At 67.2% G+C, this 18,246-nt stretch carries 20 protein-coding genes; 11 read left to right on the plus strand and 9 right to left on the minus strand.

Annotation, left to right across the window (positions count from 1 at the left end):
* The first annotated feature begins 2 nt into the window (after positions 1–2).
* From AAFP35_RS17300 to AAFP35_RS17315, 4 genes are read left to right on the plus strand one after another with little or no spacing between them, the layout of a single operon-like run.
* Positions 3–1,184: an acyl-CoA dehydrogenase family protein gene (locus tag AAFP35_RS17300; RefSeq protein WP_419222867.1), complete on the plus strand. Its 1,182-nt coding sequence runs from the start codon at positions 3–5 to the stop codon at positions 1,182–1,184.
* Positions 1,185–1,931 carry an SDR family oxidoreductase gene (locus AAFP35_RS17305; RefSeq protein ID WP_419222868.1) on the plus strand — a complete coding sequence of 249 codons (747 nt, stop codon included), beginning with the start codon at positions 1,185–1,187 and terminating at the stop codon, positions 1,929–1,931.
* Positions 1,928–2,473 carry an LLM class flavin-dependent oxidoreductase gene (locus tag AAFP35_RS17310; protein WP_419222869.1) on the plus strand — a complete coding sequence of 182 codons (546 nt, stop codon included), beginning with the start codon at positions 1,928–1,930 and terminating at the stop codon, positions 2,471–2,473. Before AAFP35_RS17305 ends, AAFP35_RS17310 begins: the two co-directional genes overlap by 4 nt.
* The gene (locus tag AAFP35_RS17315) at positions 2,470–3,639 is read left to right on the plus strand and encodes an LLM class flavin-dependent oxidoreductase (RefSeq protein WP_419222870.1); all 1,170 of its coding nucleotides are present in this window, start codon (positions 2,470–2,472) and stop codon (positions 3,637–3,639) included. The genes AAFP35_RS17310 and AAFP35_RS17315 overlap by 4 nt, the downstream gene beginning before the upstream one ends.
* On the opposite strand, the gene AAFP35_RS17320 is transcribed toward AAFP35_RS17315, so the two are convergent.
* The 4 genes from AAFP35_RS17320 to AAFP35_RS17335 form a co-directional block, all read right to left on the minus strand.
* Entirely contained in the window at positions 3,622–4,548 is a 927-nt protein-coding gene (locus tag AAFP35_RS17320; protein WP_419222871.1) for a haloalkane dehalogenase, read from the minus strand. The genes AAFP35_RS17315 and AAFP35_RS17320 overlap by 18 nt on opposite strands.
* Before the next feature lie 75 nt (positions 4,549–4,623).
* Positions 4,624–5,496: an HAD family hydrolase gene (locus AAFP35_RS17325; protein WP_419222872.1), complete on the minus strand. Its 873-nt coding sequence runs from the start codon at positions 5,494–5,496 to the stop codon at positions 4,624–4,626.
* On the minus strand, positions 5,493–6,266 hold the full coding sequence (locus AAFP35_RS17330; protein WP_419222873.1) for a lysophospholipid acyltransferase family protein: 774 nt from the start codon (positions 6,264–6,266) through the stop codon (positions 5,493–5,495). Before AAFP35_RS17330 ends, AAFP35_RS17325 begins: the two co-directional genes overlap by 4 nt.
* A gap of 9 nt (positions 6,267–6,275) precedes the next feature.
* Entirely contained in the window at positions 6,276–7,052 is a 777-nt protein-coding gene (locus AAFP35_RS17335; protein WP_419222874.1) for a lysophospholipid acyltransferase family protein, read from the minus strand.
* Positions 7,053–7,175: 123 nt separating this feature from the next.
* Here AAFP35_RS17335 and AAFP35_RS17340 point away from each other — a divergent pair, with 123 nt between their 5' ends.
* From AAFP35_RS17340 to AAFP35_RS17350, 3 genes are all read left to right on the plus strand, one after another.
* Complete coding sequence (locus tag AAFP35_RS17340; RefSeq protein WP_419222875.1) at positions 7,176–7,382, plus strand: hypothetical protein; 207 nt, start codon at positions 7,176–7,178, stop codon at positions 7,380–7,382.
* 127 nt (positions 7,383–7,509) lie between these two features.
* On the plus strand, positions 7,510–9,132 hold the full coding sequence (locus AAFP35_RS17345) for a Rieske 2Fe-2S domain-containing protein (RefSeq protein ID WP_419222876.1): 1,623 nt from the start codon (positions 7,510–7,512) through the stop codon (positions 9,130–9,132).
* A gap of 22 nt (positions 9,133–9,154) precedes the next feature.
* Complete coding sequence (locus AAFP35_RS17350; protein ID WP_419222877.1) at positions 9,155–9,781, plus strand: TetR/AcrR family transcriptional regulator; 627 nt, start codon at positions 9,155–9,157, stop codon at positions 9,779–9,781.
* Positions 9,782–10,003: 222 nt separating this feature from the next.
* Here the strand turns inward: AAFP35_RS17350 and AAFP35_RS17355 are convergent, their stop codons facing one another.
* Entirely contained in the window at positions 10,004–10,936 is a 933-nt protein-coding gene (locus AAFP35_RS17355) for an EamA/RhaT family transporter (protein ID WP_419222878.1), read from the minus strand.
* Positions 10,937–10,950: 14 nt separating this feature from the next.
* A complete protein-coding gene (gene serS / locus AAFP35_RS17360; protein ID WP_419222879.1) occupies positions 10,951–12,207 on the minus strand; it encodes a serine--tRNA ligase in 1,257 nt (418 codons plus the stop codon).
* A gap of 179 nt (positions 12,208–12,386) precedes the next feature.
* Between serS and AAFP35_RS17365 the strand changes: the two genes are divergently transcribed.
* Entirely contained in the window at positions 12,387–13,850 is a 1,464-nt protein-coding gene (locus AAFP35_RS17365) for a septum formation family protein (RefSeq protein ID WP_419222880.1), read from the plus strand.
* Between the two features lie 4 nt (positions 13,851–13,854).
* The gene (locus tag AAFP35_RS17370) at positions 13,855–14,205 is read left to right on the plus strand and encodes a metallopeptidase family protein (protein ID WP_419222881.1); all 351 of its coding nucleotides are present in this window, start codon (positions 13,855–13,857) and stop codon (positions 14,203–14,205) included.
* A gap of 11 nt (positions 14,206–14,216) precedes the next feature.
* On the opposite strand, the gene AAFP35_RS17375 is transcribed toward AAFP35_RS17370, so the two are convergent.
* Positions 14,217–14,879, minus strand: coding sequence for a histidine phosphatase family protein (locus AAFP35_RS17375; RefSeq protein ID WP_419222882.1), 663 nt, complete (start codon positions 14,877–14,879; stop codon positions 14,217–14,219).
* Complete coding sequence (pheA, locus tag AAFP35_RS17380; protein ID WP_419222883.1) at positions 14,879–15,820, minus strand: prephenate dehydratase; 942 nt, start codon at positions 15,818–15,820, stop codon at positions 14,879–14,881. Before pheA ends, AAFP35_RS17375 begins: the two co-directional genes overlap by 1 nt.
* 141 nt (positions 15,821–15,961) lie before the next feature.
* Here pheA and AAFP35_RS17385 point away from each other — a divergent pair, with 141 nt between their 5' ends.
* Both AAFP35_RS17385 and AAFP35_RS17390 read left to right on the plus strand, forming a co-directional pair.
* Positions 15,962–16,717 carry a DUF2470 domain-containing protein gene (locus AAFP35_RS17385; RefSeq protein WP_419222884.1) on the plus strand — a complete coding sequence of 252 codons (756 nt, stop codon included), beginning with the start codon at positions 15,962–15,964 and terminating at the stop codon, positions 16,715–16,717.
* Between the two features lie 33 nt (positions 16,718–16,750).
* Positions 16,751–17,560: a CPBP family intramembrane glutamic endopeptidase gene (locus AAFP35_RS17390; protein WP_419222885.1), complete on the plus strand. Its 810-nt coding sequence runs from the start codon at positions 16,751–16,753 to the stop codon at positions 17,558–17,560.
* Here the strand turns inward: AAFP35_RS17390 and AAFP35_RS17395 are convergent.
* A complete protein-coding gene (locus tag AAFP35_RS17395; protein WP_419222886.1) occupies positions 17,531–18,241 on the minus strand; it encodes a DUF4873 domain-containing protein in 711 nt (236 codons plus the stop codon). The two genes, AAFP35_RS17390 and AAFP35_RS17395, sit on opposite strands and share 30 nt — an antisense overlap.
* Between the last annotated feature and the right edge of the window lie 5 nt (positions 18,242–18,246).

Below are 18,246 nucleotides of genomic sequence, written 5' to 3' on the forward strand. Positions count from 1 at the left end.
CTATGACCGAAATCGCCGACGAGAGCACAGGACTGCATCCCACACAGTTCCTGCTCGACGAGGACACGCTGGAACGGTTCCGCGAGCGCGCGGCCGGATACGACCGCGACAACGCCTTCTTCGCCGAGGACCTGGCCGAGCTGAGGGAGCTCGGATACCTTCGGGCCGCCCTACCCACCTCCCACGGCGGGCTCGGTCGGAGCCTTCACCAGATCAATCTCGAGCAGCGGCGGCTGGCAGCATTCGCGCCCGCCACTGCGCTCGGCATCAACATGCATCTCTATTGGACCGGTCCGCTCGCCGATCAGCTCAACGCAGGCAATACAGATCTGGCCTGGCTCGCCGACGAAGTCGTCGCCGGCAAGGTCATCGCGGCCGGTCACGGGGAGCCGGGCAACGACGTCGCCATCGACGATTCCACCACCGTCGCCACGCCCGTCGCGGGCGGCTACCGCATCAGCGGGCACAAGATCTTCACGTCGTTGTCGCCGGCGTGGGATTGGCTCGGAGTCCACGCCCGCGACAACTCCGACCCCGACCATCCGAAGATCGTGCACACCTTCATCCGTCGGGGCGACGAAGGGGTGTCCACCGTCGAGACCTGGGACACGCTGGGTGTCCGGGCCACCGCCAGCCACGACACCCTCCTCGAGGACGTCTTCGTCCCCGCCGACCGTACGGTCGGCGTCGTGGACCTCGGGACCCCGCCGACCGGCTATGTCGCCGGGATCTTTCCCTGGGTACTGCCCCTGCTCGGCAACATCTATCTCGGTGTCGGCACTCGAGCACTCGACCTTGCCGTCGCCGCAGCCCAATCCCGCAGCGCTCTGAGCCTTTCCGGCGAATCGGTGGCGAACAAACCCTTCACCCAATACCACGTCGCCGAGGCCGAACTCGCCCTCGAGGGGACCCGCGGTCAACTCGACGATCTGACGAAATCACTCAGCGCGGGCGAGGATCTGGGCGAGCGCACCCTGCTTCGTCTCTTCGCGGCCAAGGAGAACGGCACTCGTACGGCGCGCCTGGTCACCGACCTCGCCCTCGAGATCGCCGGTGCGGGTTCACTACACAAGCGCAACGAACTCGAACGTCTCTACCGCGATGTGCGTGCCGGAGCCTTCCACCCGCCGAACTCGGACTCGGTCCGCACGTATGTGGGCAACTTCGCACTGGGATTGCTGTAGATGGGGTTCACCCCACAGACTCTTGCCGATCGCGTCGTCATCGTCTCGGGTGCGGCGCGCGGCATGGGGGCCGAGCACGCTCGGGCCATCGTCGAGGCGGGTGGTCGCGTGGTGCTCGGTGACGTGGACGTCGATGGCGTCGCCTCGGTCGCCGAGACACTGGGTGACTCGGCTCGCTCGGTCGCTCTCGACGTCACCGATCCCGCCGACTGGCAACGGATCACCGACCTGGCCGAGGACTTCGGCCGGGTCGGCGGCCTGGTCAACAACGCGGGCATCTTCGGTGCCGGCTCGGCCGTGCAGACCTCCCTCGACGAGTTCCGCCAGGTGCAGGCGGTGAACGTCGAGGGCAGTCTGTTGGGTATCGCGGCGGTCGCGCCCGCGATACGCGACAACGGCGGGGGCAGCATCGTCAACATCTCGTCGGTGGCCGGTCTCCTCGGTATCCATGATCACGTCGCCTATGTCACGTCCAAATGGGCGGTGCGCGGTCTGACCCGGTCGGCCGCACTCGATCTGGGGCCGTGGGCAATCCGCGTCAACTCGGTTCATCCCGGACGGATCGTGACACCGTTCATCGACGGCCTCGACAGCTCGGTGCTACCCAACCAGGTCATCCGTGAGGCCGGCGTGCCCCGGGACATCAGTGCACTCGTGGTGTTCCTGCTGTCCGAGCATTCGCGCTTCTCCACCGGTTCGGAATTCATCGCCGACGGTGGACGTTACCTCGGCGAGTTCCGGCGGTGAGCACGCTCGGGTCTGCCTCGGCCACACAATGGTTCACGCTCGATGCCGAGTCCGGCGTGCAGAAAATGATCGATGCGGCACGCGCCGAGGAAGCCGCTGGTACACGGGAGATCCTGCTGAGCGCCGACGATGCAGCCACCATCGATCCGTTCGTCATCGCCGGCGCGGTGGCCACAGCGACCACGTCGATCCGGATCGGCGTCCACGTCCCCATCGATCGTTGGCACCCCTATCTCGTGGCACGCCGACTTGCCGCGTTGGACAAGATCTCCCACGGCCGGATCGCCTGGTGGCCTGACGACACGAATGCAACGCGCCGCGCCGAGGCGATCGACATCGTCGAGGCCCTGCTGGTCTCCTGGGCACCCGACGCCGTGGTCAACGACCGAACCGTCGGACTGCACGTGGACACCGATCGGGTGACAGCTGTCGACGTCCACACGACGTACTTCAGTGTGCACACCCCGCTGGACGTGTGCGCCGGGCCGCAGGGTGTGGTGCCTGTCATCGGTCCCGAAAGCGATCTCGGAGCAATGCCATGACACCGACCCCTGTCCTGTTCGCCGAGTTCCATCACAGTGGTGATCACGAGGGTGCCTGGCGATTGCCGTCCTCGGCGGTCGAGCGCCTGGCGGACCCCGACTACTACGTGGAGCGCACCCGCATCGCCGCCGGCGGCGGCTTCGACGCCGTGTTCTTCGCGGACTTCGTCGGCTACGACCCGATCGTGCGTCACGTGGTGCGGTGGCCCTTCGAGCCCACCACGCTGGCTGCGGCGCTTCTGACCGCGGTGCCCGACATCGGCGTCGTGGTCACCGGTTCCACGGTGTTCGCCACACCCGATCAGCTCTACCGTGGCTTCGCCACCCTGCACGACCTGTCCGGCGGGCGAATCGGTTGGAACATCGTCACTGCGGGCGCCCCGGCCGCCGCCGATGCGATCGGTGTCGAAATCGAGCCACATGACCGCCGCTACGTGTCAGCCGCACGCGTCGTCGAGAAACTCACGGCTCGCTGGTCCCAGGTCGGCCGCGCGCCGGTCCTCGCGCAGGCCGGCGCCTCGGATGCAGGCCGGGAGTTTGCTGCGCGCCACGCACAGGTGATCTTCACCGCGACACCGGACAAGGCTGCAGCTACGGCCTTCCGCTCCGACATCCGGCGACGCGCCGAACGGTCGGGTCGCGACCCCGACGAGATCCGAGTACTGCCTGGTGTTCTGACCACGATCGGCGACAGCAGGCACGGAGCACTCGCGCTTCGTCGGCAGCTCAACTCGCTGATCGTCGACGACGTCGCGCGGCAGATGCTCGCCGCATACGGAGTCGAGGTGCCCGCCGCCGGACTGGACGAACCGCTACGTGGGGTGGAACTCGATCCGCACCACAACGGAATAGTCAGTCGTGCAGCCGTTCTCAACGACATCGCGGCAGACCTCGGCACCGACGCCACGTGGCGTGACCTCGTCGAGCGGATCGCAGGTAACCGCGGACACCTGTCCCTCGTCGGGACCGGCACGACCATCGCGGACGTGCTGAACGAGTGGATCGACGACGAGGCATGCGACGGGTTCGTGGTGAAGTTCTCCCACAATCCGGGCGGTACAGAGGATTTCGTCACAGCCGTGGCGCCCCACCTGACCGCACGCGGCATCGGGCGGGGCGCCGGCTGGGCGTCCTTGCGCCGGGAGACGTCAGACGCCGTCAGGTGAACCGGAACCGTCGAGCACCCCGATCACGGCCGCGGCGATCGCGTCCGGCGCATCCTCCTGGACGAAATGCCCTCCGGCGCCGCCGTCTCGGACGTCGAGATTCCTGATGGTCGACCGGGCCCACTCGATGATCTCGGGGGTCACGAGAAACCCCGGACGAAAGGTCACCAGCACCTTGGGCACCTCGGAGTCGGCCAGCCACTGCTCGTTACGAGCAAGGAAGTCGACGGTCGAGCGTGGCTGCGCATCGACCGGCAACGACCGGGGGAACACCAGGATCGGCCGGCGTGAACGCGGGGTCGGGAACGGTTCGGCGTAGGCGGCGCGAGCATCCTCGTCGAGACCACCCAAGACCGAACCCGGAAGCAGTTCGGTGATGAATCTGTTGTCCTGCAGGATGATCTGCTCGCCGACACCGGGTTCGAGGACCTGGGCGCGCAACCCGACGAAGTCAGACGGCAGATCGGCCGACGCGATCGGCCGGATGACGGGTTCGGCGAGCACGACGGCCTTCACACGGTCGGAATGGCGCCGCGCCCAGGTCACGCCGAATGCCGCGCCGTAATCCTGCAGCACCAACGTCACGTCCCGCAGGTCCAACGCATCGAACCACGCGTCGACGTAGCGCTGATGGTCCTCGAGCGAATAGTCGATGTCGGGTTTCCCGGACTCGCCGAAGCCGATCAGGTCGAGCGCCAGCAGGCGTCCCCTGCCGTGCAACCCGGCAAACACCTTGCGCCACAGGTAGGAACTGGTCGGATTGCCGTGGAGGAACACCACGGGATCGCCGTCGCCGTGCTCCACCCAATGCAGGGTCGAGTCGAGCACGTCGATCGTGTTGCTCTGGGCGTCGGGGCCGAACTCGTCACGAGCCGACGCGGATCTGATGGTGTCTTCTGATGCGGTCATTCCCGCACGGTAGGAGCCGACGGCGGTCCGGGGAACCAATGCACCCAGTGAGATCGAATCGTCGCAACCGGTCGGCTACCCGAACCAGCGTTCGAGTACCCGCGCGACACCGTGGTCGTTGTTGCCGACGGTGATCTCGTCGGCGGCGGCGAGCGCAGCCGGATGACCGTGCGACATCGCGACACCATGATGAGCCCAGGTGAGCATCTCGACGTCGTTCGGCATGTCCCCGAACGCGACCGTCGATGTCCCCACCAACCCGGCATCACGGATCAACGCACGCAGACCAGAAGCCTTGTGTGTGTCGGGCACCGACAGTTCGATCAGTCCGTTGTCGGTGGAGAAGGTGATCTCGGCAAGCCCGGCGACCGCCTCGCGTAACCGCGCCGCCATCGCATCACTGCGCATCTCCGGTTGCCGGACAAGGATTTTCACCGCAGGCTCGGCAAACACCTCGTCGTCGCCGACCTCGACGTGATCGGGGTTCAGCCAGGCGTGCCGGTACCCCGAGGTGGCGACGAACGGCGGGGTGGCCGCGTCGTAGGCCGACCGGCCGGCCCGTTCGGCGGCGATCCCGCAATCGGGGATCTCCCGATACACCCGCTCCACGAGTTTCTCGAGTGTCTCCGGCTGCAAGGTGGCAGCCGACAGCACTCGGTCGTGCTCGACGTCGTAGACGATGGCGCCGTTGGCGCACACCGCATATCGGACACGAGCCGACGAATCATGGAGTTGCTCGGCGATCTCGCCGATCCACCGTGGCGGACGGCCGGTGGCGAGCACGAACTCGACGCCCTCGGCAATGGCGTTCTCGAGGACGGCGACGGTGCGTTTGGACACCCGATTCTCGTCGTCGATGAGGGTGCCGTCGACGTCGGTGGCGATCAGGGTCGGCGGACCCGGTCGTGGCGACTCGGGGATCGGATTGGCTGCTCCGCTGTCGGTCACTTGTCGCCCTGCGCCTTCTGGGCCCGTGCCGCCGCCTTCGCGGCCGCTTCGGCATCCTCGATCACGTGTGCTTCCTCCGGTGTCGGCGCCGATCCCCCGAGACGCGACGGCACCCAGAACTCTCCCGCCGGATGCGGACCGTAGGCGTCCTGGGCGGCGTGCAGGAGCGCATTCATGGTGTCGTGCAGACGTGCGGTCGCCTGCTCCGGTGTCTCGTCGGCCCGCACCGATGTCGGCACACCGAAACGAACCTCCACCGGCAGGTGGCTGCGCCCCATGTTGCGTCGTCCCGTCTTGGTCTTCGTCCACTGCCGCTGTGCGCCCCACACGACGGCCGGGACGATGGGCACCCCCGCCTCCGAGGCCATGCGCACCGCACCGGTCTTGAATTCCTTCAACTCGAAACTGCGGCTGATGGTCGCCTCCGGGTACACGGCGACGATCTCACCACCCCGCAGACCGTCCACGGCCGCCCGGTAGGCCTCCGCCCCCTTCGACCTGTCCACCGGCACGGTCCCGGTGTGCGTGACGAGAAACCGCATGATCCCGATGTCCATGACCTCGGACTTGATCATGAACCGGGTCCGACGACCGGCCCGGTAGACGCCGAGCGCCGCCGGGATGAAGTCGACGTACCCGGTGTGGTTGACGGTCAGCACGGCACCGCCGCTCTGCGGGATGTTCTCGATGCCCGAAAAGCGTAGATCCAGTCCCTGGGCACGCACGAGCCCGTTCGCGATGATCTCCAGCGTCCGGAAAACCGGTTCCATGCGACGACCCTATCCGGCGCTTTCGTCGTGCTCGGCGCGCTCGGCCGCTCGTCTCGCCACCCGCGCCGCATGTTCCTCGGCGTCGAGCTGGTTGGCTTCCTCCAGTGTCGGGGCCGAGCCACCCAGCCGCGCGGGCACCCAGAACTCACCGGCCGGGTGCTCACCGTAGGCGTCCTGGAGTTCGAGCAGTTTCTCACTCATCACCTTGTGCAGCTGCGCGGTGATCGTCTCGGCATCGCCGACGGGCTCGATCGGTTCGGCCACCCCGATCATGATCTTGTAGCCGGTCCGGCCGAGCTGTTTCGGATGCCCCTTGGTCCACACCCGTTGTGCGCCCCACATGACGGTCGGGATGATCGGCGCGTTCGCCTCCAGCGCCATCCGCGCCGCACCCGACTTGAACTCCTTGAGCTCGAAACTCCGGCTGATCGTCGCCTCCGGGTACACACCCACCAACTCGCCGCGTTTCAGATAGTCGACGGCCGCGTGATAGCTCGCCGCGCCGTCGGCCCGATCCACTGGGATGTGTTTGAGCGATCGCATGATGGGTCCGGAGACCTTGTTGTCGAAGACCTCTTTCTTCGCCATGAACCGCACCTTGCGGCGACCCTGCAGGAACGCGGGGATACCTGCATAAGTGAAGTCCAGGTAGCCGGTGTGATTGAACGCCACGACACCCGGTCCGGTCGCGGGTACGTGCTCCACCCCCGACACCTTGAACTTCAGGCCTTCGGCCAGCCACAGCAGACGCGCGGCGGTGATGACGGTCGAATAGACGGGTTCCATGGGTCGAGCTTAGCGACGGTCCCCACACCCCGACGACCCTCGTCACGAGGCATCCAGGTGCCACACTGGTCGGATGTCCCAATCGAGCCCGCGGCAGCCGCGTCGCCACCGGATCGAGGAGTTGTGCGCCGCGAAGTACTCTGGCACGGCAACCGGGAGCGTCCGTCGACCTGGCTGCGGCTCGACCCACACGAGAACATCATCCGCTGGGCCTGGGTGCAGTACCCGGTGATCGGGAACCGCACGCGTCGGATCGACGATGGCGAACCGATCGTCCGCCTGTCCGGGCAGGCGCAGGTGGATTCCTGGCTCGCGCGGCTCGGCTGTTGACCACCGACGCGACGACTCGCCCCGAGGGGCCGGACGGCCCACGACACCGTCGGCGCCCGGTCGATAGATTGGTACACCGAGAGCTCCACCGCGCGCCCCCGCGCGCACACCCATGAAAGGCCCATCCGTGCAGATCACCAGCGTCGGACACGCCGGCTTCCACATCCAGACGAATGCCGGTTCCATACTCTGCGATCCGTGGGTCAATCCCGCCTACTTCGGGTCGTGGGTGCCGTTCCCGGACAACTCGGAGCTGGACTGGAAACACCTCGGCGACTGCGACTACCTGTACGTGTCCCATCTGCACCGCGATCACTTCGACGAGAAGAACCTGCGGGAGAACATCAACAAGGACGCGACCGTCCTCCTCCCCGACTACCCCGTGCCGGATCTGCGACGCGAACTCGAGGAGCTCGGATTTCATCGCTTCGTGGAGACCGAGGACTCGGTGAAGACCACGATCAGCGGCGAGAAGGGCTCGCTCGACGTGATGATCATCGCGTTGCGCGCACCCGCCGACGGACCGATCGGCGACAGCGGCCTCATCGTGTCCGACGGTCAGACCACCGTGTTCAACATGAACGATGCGCGACCCATCGACCTCGACGTCGTCGGCGAGGCGTTCGGGCACGTCGACGTGCACCTGCTGCAGTACTCGGGCGCGATCTGGTATCCGATGGTCTACGACATCCCCCGCAAGTCGAAGGCGAACTTCGCCGCCCAGAAGCGACAGCGCGGCATGGACCGGGCGCGGTCCTACATCGAGCAGGTCGGCGCGACCTGGGTCGTCCCGTCCGCCGGACCGCCGATGTTCCTCGACGAGGACCTCTTCTCGCTCAACGACTTCGGCTCCGGGATCGAATCGCCCGAGAACGAGCGACCCGGCGACGTGACGTCGATCTTCCCGGATCAGGAGACGTTTCTGGAGCAGATGCGCATCCACGGCACCGACGACGGGCAACGTCACCGCGGCTTGATGATGGTGTCCGGTTCGGTCGCGGATTTCACCGGCTCCGCGCTCAACGAGATCAGTCATCCGTACCCGCCCCACGATGTCTTCGGGGAGAACAAACAGACTTATCTCGAGCGGATGCGGGAGAAGTTCGCGCCGGTCATCGCCGCGGAGAAGGCCGGCTGGGCACCTGCCGAGGGCGAACCGCTGATCGGCGCGATCCGTGAACTGTTCGAGCCGATCATGGCGCAGTCCGACCTCATCTGCGATGGCATCGGCTACCCGGTCGGGCTCGTGCTGACACCCGGTGGCGGCCCGACCACCGACGCCACCGAGACCGTCGTCATCGACTTCCCGAATCGCATCGTGCGCGAGCCGAAGGAGGGAGAAGGCAAGTACCGCTACGGTTTCCGCATCGCCACCGAGTTGGTGCGCACCGTGCTGCGCGACGACGAACCGGATTGGGTGAACACCATCTTCCTGTCCACACGGTTCACGACCTGGCGGATCGGCGGCTACAACGAATACCTGTACACCTTCTTCAAATGCCTGACCGATGAACGAATCGCGTACGCGGACGGCTGGTTCGCCGAAGCTCACGACGATTCGGCATCCATCGAGAAAGACGGGTGGGAGATCCAGCGACGCTGCCCGCACCTGAAGGCCGACCTGTCCAAGTTCGGCGTCATCGAGGGCGATCGATTGACCTGCAACCTGCACGGTTGGCAGTGGGACCTCCCCAGTGGCCGCTGCCTCACCTCCAAGGGGCACGAACTGCGAGCTCGCCACGTCGACTGAATCGCACGACCCGGAACATCCTGTGCCGCAGCGTTCTTACCGCGGCCGCTCGATGGTCGAGCGCCAGGCCGACCGTCGCGAGCGGTTCATGGAGGCCGGGCTGAACGTCTTCGGCACCAGTGGATATGCGCACGGCACGGTGTCGGCGATCTGCGCATCGGCGGGGCTGTCCCGACGACAGTTCTACGAACTGTTCGAAGGCCGCGAAGAGCTGCTGATCGCGGTCTATGACCGGATACACGCCGAGGCCCGCGACAGGGTCCTGGAGGCATTCACCGAGGCCACCGGCGACTCCATCGAGGCGCGGACGCGTCCGGCGGTGGCAGCATTCTTCGACTCGGTCGCGGTGGACCCACGACGAATGCGTATTGCCTTCGTCGAGATCGGCGGTATCAGCCCGCGCGTGGAGGCCCACCGCATCAGTGCCCGCGCCCAGTGGACCGCGTTCTTCTCGGCCGCGGCAAGCGAGTTCGGCGATCTGTCGGACTCCGAGTTCGGGTTCGACTACGAGGCGGCGGCATTCATCGGAGCACTGACCGAGGCCGGTCACCTGTGGGCGAGCAGCGAACCCCGGCCGGACCGGGACGTCGTCGTCGAGATGCTGGTGCGCATCATCCTGGCGTTGGCCGACGGTCGATCGGATCGCTGAGCGGCCTTCCGGAAGCTGTGTCGTCCGACCAGACGACGCGTTGCCGACCTCCGGTGGCCGTGCTAGTTTCGCCCCAATGTGGGACTCTCTGTTCTCACATAGTCGCCCGGCGTGCCGGGCGGTGCCGGTGTCGGGGGCCACCGGAACGGTGGCGGCACACGTCTGCTCCGTTCCGGTGGCGGGGCCGTACCACCGGGCGACCTTCGCAGTGATGGCGACTGATCAGGAATCCGACTCGCGCGGCGGGTGCCCGTATCCGGCAGGCATGTTGGTGCGATCGGCCTGTTCGACGGCGGTCACCGCCCCCGACGACGCCAGCACCACGCCACCCCCGACGGCCGCCACGAACGCGACGATCGCGGCCGGACCCCATCCCGCCCGGGTCACGTCCCCCAGGAACAGGATGCCCACTGCGCCCGGCAGAACCGTCTGCCCGACCACCAACGCCGCGGCCGCACCGTTCACCGAGCCTGTCTGCAAGGCGACGGTGAACAGATAGAAGCCGCCGATCCCGCTGATCACCAACCCGTAGAGCGCCGGATCGGTCAGCAGCGCGGTCAGGTCGAACGGATCGAGACCGTCGAGGAGTCGGGAGGCGATCGCCATGACACCGAAGATCGTGCCGGCGATCAACCCGGTCGCCGCGGCGATGTGTTTGTGCATTGTGCGCATCACGACGATGCCGAGTCCGAACAGCACCGGGCCTGCGACCAGCACTCCCCAGTGCATCCACGTATCCCGTTCCACGCCCTCACGTCCCGCGGACACCGCGAGCAGGACGAGCGAGGCCACCACCACCGTGCCCGCGATCCAGTCACGCATCGTCAACGACAGGTGCAGCACCACCATCGCCAACAATGCGGTCGCGAGCAGGCGCGCCGAGATGATCGTCTGCGACAAGAACAGCGGGATCAGCCGCGCCGACATGATCGTCGCCACGAAGCCGACGATGTCGAACACGAACCCGATGAGGAAGGGCACCGTGAGCATCGTCGCGGCGGTGGACCGCAGCGACGGGTGGGCCTTCGCCGATCGACGTCTCTCTTCGCGAACGGCCGCCCGCTGCGCCACCTTCTCGGCGCCGAGAGCCTGCAGTACAGCGGCAGCGGCGAACGAGAACGCACCGACCACCGCGATGATGATCCCCGCGGTCATGGATCAGCGCCGGATCATTTCGGCTCGAGCACTTCGGTGCCGACGAACCGCGCGAGTTCGGTCGGGAGTTTCACCGTGCCATCCGGTTGCTGATGGTTCTCCAGGATCGCGACCAGCCACCGCGTCGTCGCGAGCGTGCCGTTGAGGGTCGCGGCCACCTGAGGCTTGCCGGCGTCGTCTCGATAGCGGATGGAGAGTCTGCGGGCCTGGAACGTCGTGCAATTCGACGTCGAGGTCAGCTCCCGGTACGTGTTCTGCGTGGGCACCCAGGCCTCGCAATCGAACTTGCGCGCCGCCGACGAACCGAGATCGCCGCCCGCGACGTCGATGACCCGGTACGGCACGTCGATCGCCGCGAGCATCTCCTTCTCCCAGCCGAGCAGCTTCTGGTGTTCGGCTGGCGCATCCTCCGGTTTGCAGTAGATGAAGCCCTCGACCTTGTCGAACTGGTGCACCCGGATGATGCCGCGGGTGTCCTTGCCGTAACTGCCCGCCTCACGCCGGAAGCAACTGGACCATCCGGCATAGCGCTTGGGTCCGGCCGACAGGTCGATGATCTCGTCGGAGTGATATCCGGCCAACGGCACCTCCGAGGTGCCCACGAGGTACAGGTCGTCGGACTCCAGGTGATAGATCTCGTCGGCGTGCGCACCGAGGAAGCCGGTGCCCTGCATGATCTCCGGACGCACGAGCACCGGCGGCACCATCAGGGTGAAGCCGTTGGCGACCGCCTTCTGCGCGGCCATGTTGAGCAGCCCGAGTTGCAGCAGCGCTCCTTGTCCGGTGAGGAAGTAGAACCGCGAGCCGGAGACCTTGGCCCCGCGCTCCATGTCGATCAACCCCAACGATTCGCCGAGTTCGAGATGGTCCTTGGGATTCTCGATGGCCCGGGGCTCACCGACGTGTTCGAGGACCACGTAGTCGTCCTCGCCGCCGGCGGGCGCCCCCTCCTGCACGAGGTTGGAGATCGCGCGCTGCGCGGTGGCGGCGGTCTCGTCGGCAGCGGACTGTCGAGCCACCGCAGCCTTCACCTGCTCGGCCAACTCCTTGCCCTTGGCGAGCAGCGCGGCCTTTTCGTCACCCTGCGCCTTGCCGACCTGCTTGCCGAGTGCCTTCTGTTCGGAACGCAGCGAGTCGGCGTCCACGATGGCGGCCCGTCGCGCGGCGTCGGCTTCGAGCAGCACGTCGACCAGGCCCGGGTCCTCACCGCGGGTCCGCTGCGACGCGCGCACGAGGTCGGGGTTCTCGCGAAGAATCTTGAGGTCGATCACGGTTGAAACCCTACTGGACGGCGATCGGTCGCCGTTCGGGTCGATCCACAGTCCGGCCCGCCGCCCCGGTCCGATCACCGGGGTCCGCACGACATCGCGCCCGACGGTTCGACATATCCGCACCGACGATGAGACATCGCGGTACTGCGCGTGCCCGACAGCAGGCATGATGGATCCCGATGAACGCCGACGACACCACCCCCGACGATGGCGACGCCGAGAATGCCGGCGGGTTGACGCCGTCCGACGGCAGCGACGACGAGACCGTGGGCGCCCAACCGGGCGGGGCAACCGACGACGCAGACGGCGCGACGCCGCCATCCGATGGCACCGAGCCGGACGCCGCCGAGCCTGGTGACGCCGAGCCGCAGGTCACCGACGACGCGACCCCCGAGGAGACCACCACCGATCTCTGGGTGCCGGCACCGGATCTGCCGGGCGAACAGCCCTCCGCCGACGACACCGACACCCAGCAGTTCGACCGGATCGAGGACGCTCCCACACAGGCGTATTCCGCGGCCCCCGCGGGCGGCGTGCCCGATGACGACGTGCCCGAGGGTCCGGCCGAGGGTTCGGAGAGCCGGGTGCATTCGATCCTGGCCCACCCCGTGCGTGTGGTGTTGGCCGCGGTCGTGATCGGCGCGGTCGTGGCCGGGGCCGTCGCCCTGGCCATCGGGGTGTTCAACGACAGCGGCAGCGTCGGCGGGACCGACATCGGCGAGAACGAACGGCTCGCCGAGAACGCCTTCACCAAGTCGGTGACCGGCGACTGCCTGGACTGGGCTGCAGGCAATCCAGGTGACCCGAACAAGGTGACCTGCGACCAGAAACATCGTTTCGAGGTGGCCGGCCCCCTGGACACCGCCGTCCTGCCCGGCTCGGAGTTCGGCGAGTCCGCGGTATGGCCCGGACCGGAACGTTTCGGGGCCATCCGCGACGAACAGTGCGCGGTGATCGTCGACCAGTACCTCGACGGACGACTGGACCCGCAGGGCCGTTTCTCCGTCGGGATGATGTATCCCTCCCAGGCCCAATGGGAAAAGGGCGCCCGCGAGCTCCGCTGCGGACTGCAACAGACGGGTAAGGATGGGGAGGCCGACCAGTTCACCGGTCGCGTCGCCGATCAGGACCAGTCGTTCCACTGGGATCCGGGTACGTGTATCGGCATCGATCCCGCCACCAAGAAACCGACCGGCATGCCCGTGAACTGCACCGAGGCGCACGCCTTCCAGACCACCGGCACCGTCGACCTGTCCCACAAGTTCGGTGACCGACTCTCGGGCAAGCCGTGGCCCGGTGTCGCCGCGCAGAACAACTATCTGCAGTCGATCTGTCCCGTCCAGGCGGACCGTTTCGTCGGCGGCAAACAGAAGCTGGATGCCACCACGTTGAACGTGCAGTGGTCGGTGCTGTCGGAGCCTAGTTGGCTGGCCGGTAGCCGCACCGCGGTCTGTTACCTGGGTCTACCCGACGGCGGCGGGTTCGCGACGCTCGTCGGCGACGCGCGTTCGACGCTGCTCATCAACGGCAAGCTACCGGTGCCGCCGCCTGCCGCACCTCCGGGCCGGGCTCTGCCGACGCCGGTGCCGCTGCCCCCGGGCGTGGTCCCGAACCCGCAGGAAGAGCCGGCTCCGGCCGGCTGATCCGATGGCCGTCCGCATGTCCGACGACGAGTTCGACGGGCTGGTGTCCGATGCACTCGACACCATCCCGTCCGAGCTGACCGACAACATGTCCAATGTGGTCATCCTCGTCGAACCACATCATCCAGAGGAACCGAACATCCTCGGGCTCTACCACGGTGTCGCGCTCACCATGCGCGACCACGAGTACGGCGGTTTCCTGCCCGACACCATCACCATCTATCGCGACCCGATCCTGGCGATGTGCCACACACGCGACCAGGTGGTGCACGAGGTCGCGGTGACGGTCATCCACGAGATCGCCCATCACTTCGGCATCAGTGACGACTGGCTGCACGCCAACGGTTGGGGCTGACCTCCGCCCGATCAGCCCATCGGGTCGGTGACCAGCGGCTCGTCGACGGTCGTTCCGAACGGGCCGGTCTCGGCGCCCCAGCGCCGACAAACCCACAGCCCATCGACGTACTCCAACTCGATGCTGCCGGTGTTCTTCAGATGGGTGCTCGCGGCGAACGTCGGATCCACACCGGCGAGCCTGGCGGCGATCAGCCGGATCGCCGCGCCGTGGCTCACCACGTACACGTCACGCTGGTTGTCACCGATGAGATGGCGGCCGGCCAGATCGTCGATCACCGGCAGATAGCGCTGGTAGACCATGGCCAGCGATTCTCCGCCGGGGATGCGTGCCTCGAGTTCGCCGCGATGCCAACGGTCGACGATGTCCTTGAACACACCATGCGCGTCGTCGTCGGTGCGATCCTCGAGCTCGCCGACCTGGACCTCGTGAATCCCGTCGGCGACGTCGGGTTGCACTCCCCACACCGACGAGATCATCTCGGCGGTCTGTCGGGCACGCCGGGCCGCCGAACTCACCAGCACGACCGGCTCTTCCGGCTGATGCTCCAACGCGAACCGAACCCCCTGGCGCACACCGAAATCGGTGAGGTCCGCGCCGGGTAGGGCAGTGTCGAGTCGCCGCATCACATTGGACGTCGTCTCGCCGTGACGCACCAGATGCAATCGGGCCATCAGGGCGCCCCCTGCCGGAGACCGTCGAACCACGACACGCTGTCCGAGGTATCCGGCGGCATCGACCCAGATGTTCGGCCCGCAGGCCACGAACCGAGGAACACCACGCGTTCGCAACGCCGGTACAGGGCACGCAGCGCCTCACCGACGGCATCGTCGTCGATGTGCCCCACGGCATCGAGGAAGAACCGGTACGAGCCCCGCACGCCCCGTCGTGGCCGGGATTCGATCCTGTTCAAGTCGATTCCGCGAGAGGCGAACTCGTTCATCGCGGCCATCAGCGAGCCGGGCACATTGGGCAGATCGAGGATGACCGACGTCCGGTCGGCGCCGGTCCGGGGAGCGGGTGGCGCCGGACGACCGAGCACCAGGAAACGGGTCGCGGCGTCGTCGGCGTCGGCGACCCCGTCGGCGAGCACGCTCAGCCCCACCAGATCCACCGCCAGTCTCGTGGTCACCGCGACATCGGCCCGGCCCTCCAGAACGTCCTGTGCCGCAGCCGAGTTCGACGATGCGGTCACGAATTGCGCTTGTGGATAGAGTTTCTCGACCGACTCACGAACCTGCGCAGCCGCCACCGGGTAGGCGGCGACGGTACGCACCTCCGACGCCGCCAGCGGCTCACGTGCGGCGATCGTGAAGGCGATGTCGAGGACCACCTCGCCGAACACCTGCACCCTGCCAGCGGTGTCGTCACCGGGCGGGACCAAGGCGTCGGCGGTGGCGGGTACCGAGCCCTCCACCGAGCTCTCCACGGGCACACAACCGTAGTCGGCGGCCCCGGAACGCACCATGGCGATCGTGGCGGCCGGACTGTTGGCCGCGATCTTGTGGGTATCGCCGTCGACCGGCAGCGCTGCCGACGACGAAGACGCGAGGTACTGATCGAGCGCCATCTCGGTGAAGGTGCCCGACGGTCCGAAGTATGCGAACACGGTCACGACAAGATCCTAGGGCAATCGGAGGGCCCGTCCCGCCGAACGCGGTTGGCGTCCGAATGAACAGAAGCATTGACGGGTGGCACACGTGCCACGTAAGACTTAGGTTAGGGTTACCTACATGAGCAGAAAGCGAGGGACCGCATGACCCACGCAGTCACCGCCCGCCCGTCGGATGCCGAACTGATCCAGACCGCGTGCCGCCGCGTGGCCGCCGCAACCCTCGCGATCGAGGGTACCGAAACGACCTCGGTGAACGTGGTCCATCTGTTCGAGTCACAGGCCTTCGTGCTGGTGCCGACCGACAGCGACGCGATGGTGTTGACCGCCGACAGCCCCGACGGGCTGCAGGCGATGATCGAGGTCACCGACTGTGCGCCCATCGACCTGCGCGAGCGGGTCCGCTCCCTGATCTGGCTCAACGGCAACCTGCACGCGGTTCCGGGCAACCTCGAGCGCGACCTGGCGGTGGAGATCGCCACCGAGCACCCCGACGACGGTTTGCTCGACCTCGGGCACGGTTCGTCGATGCTGCGCCTGCAGATCGACAGCGCGGTCATCGCGACCTCCTCCGGGGCGGCGGCGGTGACCGCACCCGATCTGGCCGGCGCCGAACCGGACCCGTTCTGGGAGTACGAGGGCGATTGGATCGCCCACCTCGACGCCGACCATGCCGACGTCATCGGACAACTGGCGCGCAAGCTGCCCCGCGAACTCCGCAACGGTCGGGTACGACCGCTCGGCCTGGACCGGTTCGGCATCCGATTCCGGATCGAGGGCCCGGCCGGAGACTCCGACGTCCGGCTGCCGTTCCCGCGCCCGGTCGCCGATGTCCGGGAGCTCTCGCTGGCGCTGCGTGGTCTCGCGGGCTGCCCGTTCATGAACAGCCTGCCCGACTGACCTCGGGCGCCAACGGCTCGTAGGCTGTCGAGCATGACCGGCCGCCGTCTCAGCCTTCTCACACCGACACGGCCGCCCGGCATCGCCGTCGTCACCGATCCTGTCGAACGTCGCGGGATCATCATCGAACTCGTCATCGTCGGGGTCCTGACGTTCCTGTTCTCCGCGCTGTCCGCGGCCCTGTCGCTGATCGAGGCACAGCTGTCGGGCGGCATCGGCAACTCGACGGTCGCGCTCAATCCGAGCCGCTCCGATCTGGGCTGGCTCGACTTCACGCGTCAGCTGATGAGCGCCATCCGACTGTTCGCGATCGGGTCGCTCGGCGTTTATCTGTTGTGGCGCAGCGGTATCGCCCTCCGTCTGGTCGGGCTTGCGCGATGGGCGCCGAAGCGTGATGTGCCCGTAGGGCTCGGGCTCGCCGCCGCGATCGGCCTGCCCGGCCTGGCACTGGTCGCGATCGCCCGCGCCCTCGGGATGAACGCCCACCTCGTCCCCGCCGAGACCGACGGCATCTGGTGGCGCTGGCCCATCCTCATCCTCATCTCGATCGGCAATGCGGCCGCCGAGGAGATCGTCGTGGTCGCCTACTTCATCACCCGGCTCCGACAACTCGGCGCGTCGGAGAACGGTTCGCTGGCGGCCAGTGCGGTGCTGCGCGGGGGTTATCACCTCTACCAAGGTGTGGGCGCCGGTCTGGGCAATCTGGTGATGGGACTCGTGTTCGGCCGCTACTACCAGGTGACGACGCGGATCTGGCCACTCGTCGTCGCGCACTCGGTGATGGACATCGTCGCCTTCGTCGGCTACGCGCTGTTACACGATCACCTGAGCTGGGTCGGTTGACCTGGCGTCCACCACGAGCGGGTCCAGCTCGTACGGCGGCTGGCCCACCCCCACGATGTGGACGTCACCGGATGGCGTGATCTCGGACAGTCGGGCATCGACGGGTTCGCGCCCGTGCGCCGACACCGTCACCCGCCCGACGCGAGACTCCTTCCAGGAACGCACATCTGCGCCGAACACCGTGCCGCCCCAGTGGTATCGACCGTCCAACGGATCCACGCGACCGACCAGACGGACCCGCGCGGTGACCTCGTCACCGTCGTCGGAGTCCAGTCGGACGGTGCCGTCGAAGACATCGTCGTCGAGCGACTCCGGACCTCCCCAGTCGTAGTCGACGGGATCGAATCTGCGTAATCGTCTGCGCCGCAATCGTTGCGAACCGCGTCTCGCCCATTCGATCTGGATGGGTCGCCGGACGGTCACCGTCGAGGCGCCCGACACCTCGTGATGTTCGGCGAGCGCGACCAGGTAGCCGACGGCGAGCGGGTCGTCGAGGTAGAACACACCGGGCTCGTCGGCCGACGTCAATCCCAGATGGCTGTCCGGCGGCGCGGCTCCTTCTCGCACGACCAGATTCGCCGGTTCGCGCTCCACCATCGTGATCGACAACGGGGAGCGTTCGAGCCGGTCCCGCAACGCATTCGCGAGCGGGCCGGTGCCACGGATCGCAACGGTCGTCATCGACG

This window comes from Gordonia sp. CPCC 206044 (assembly GCF_048537895.1).
Classification (GTDB): Bacteria; Actinomycetota; Actinomycetes; order Mycobacteriales; family Mycobacteriaceae; genus Gordonia.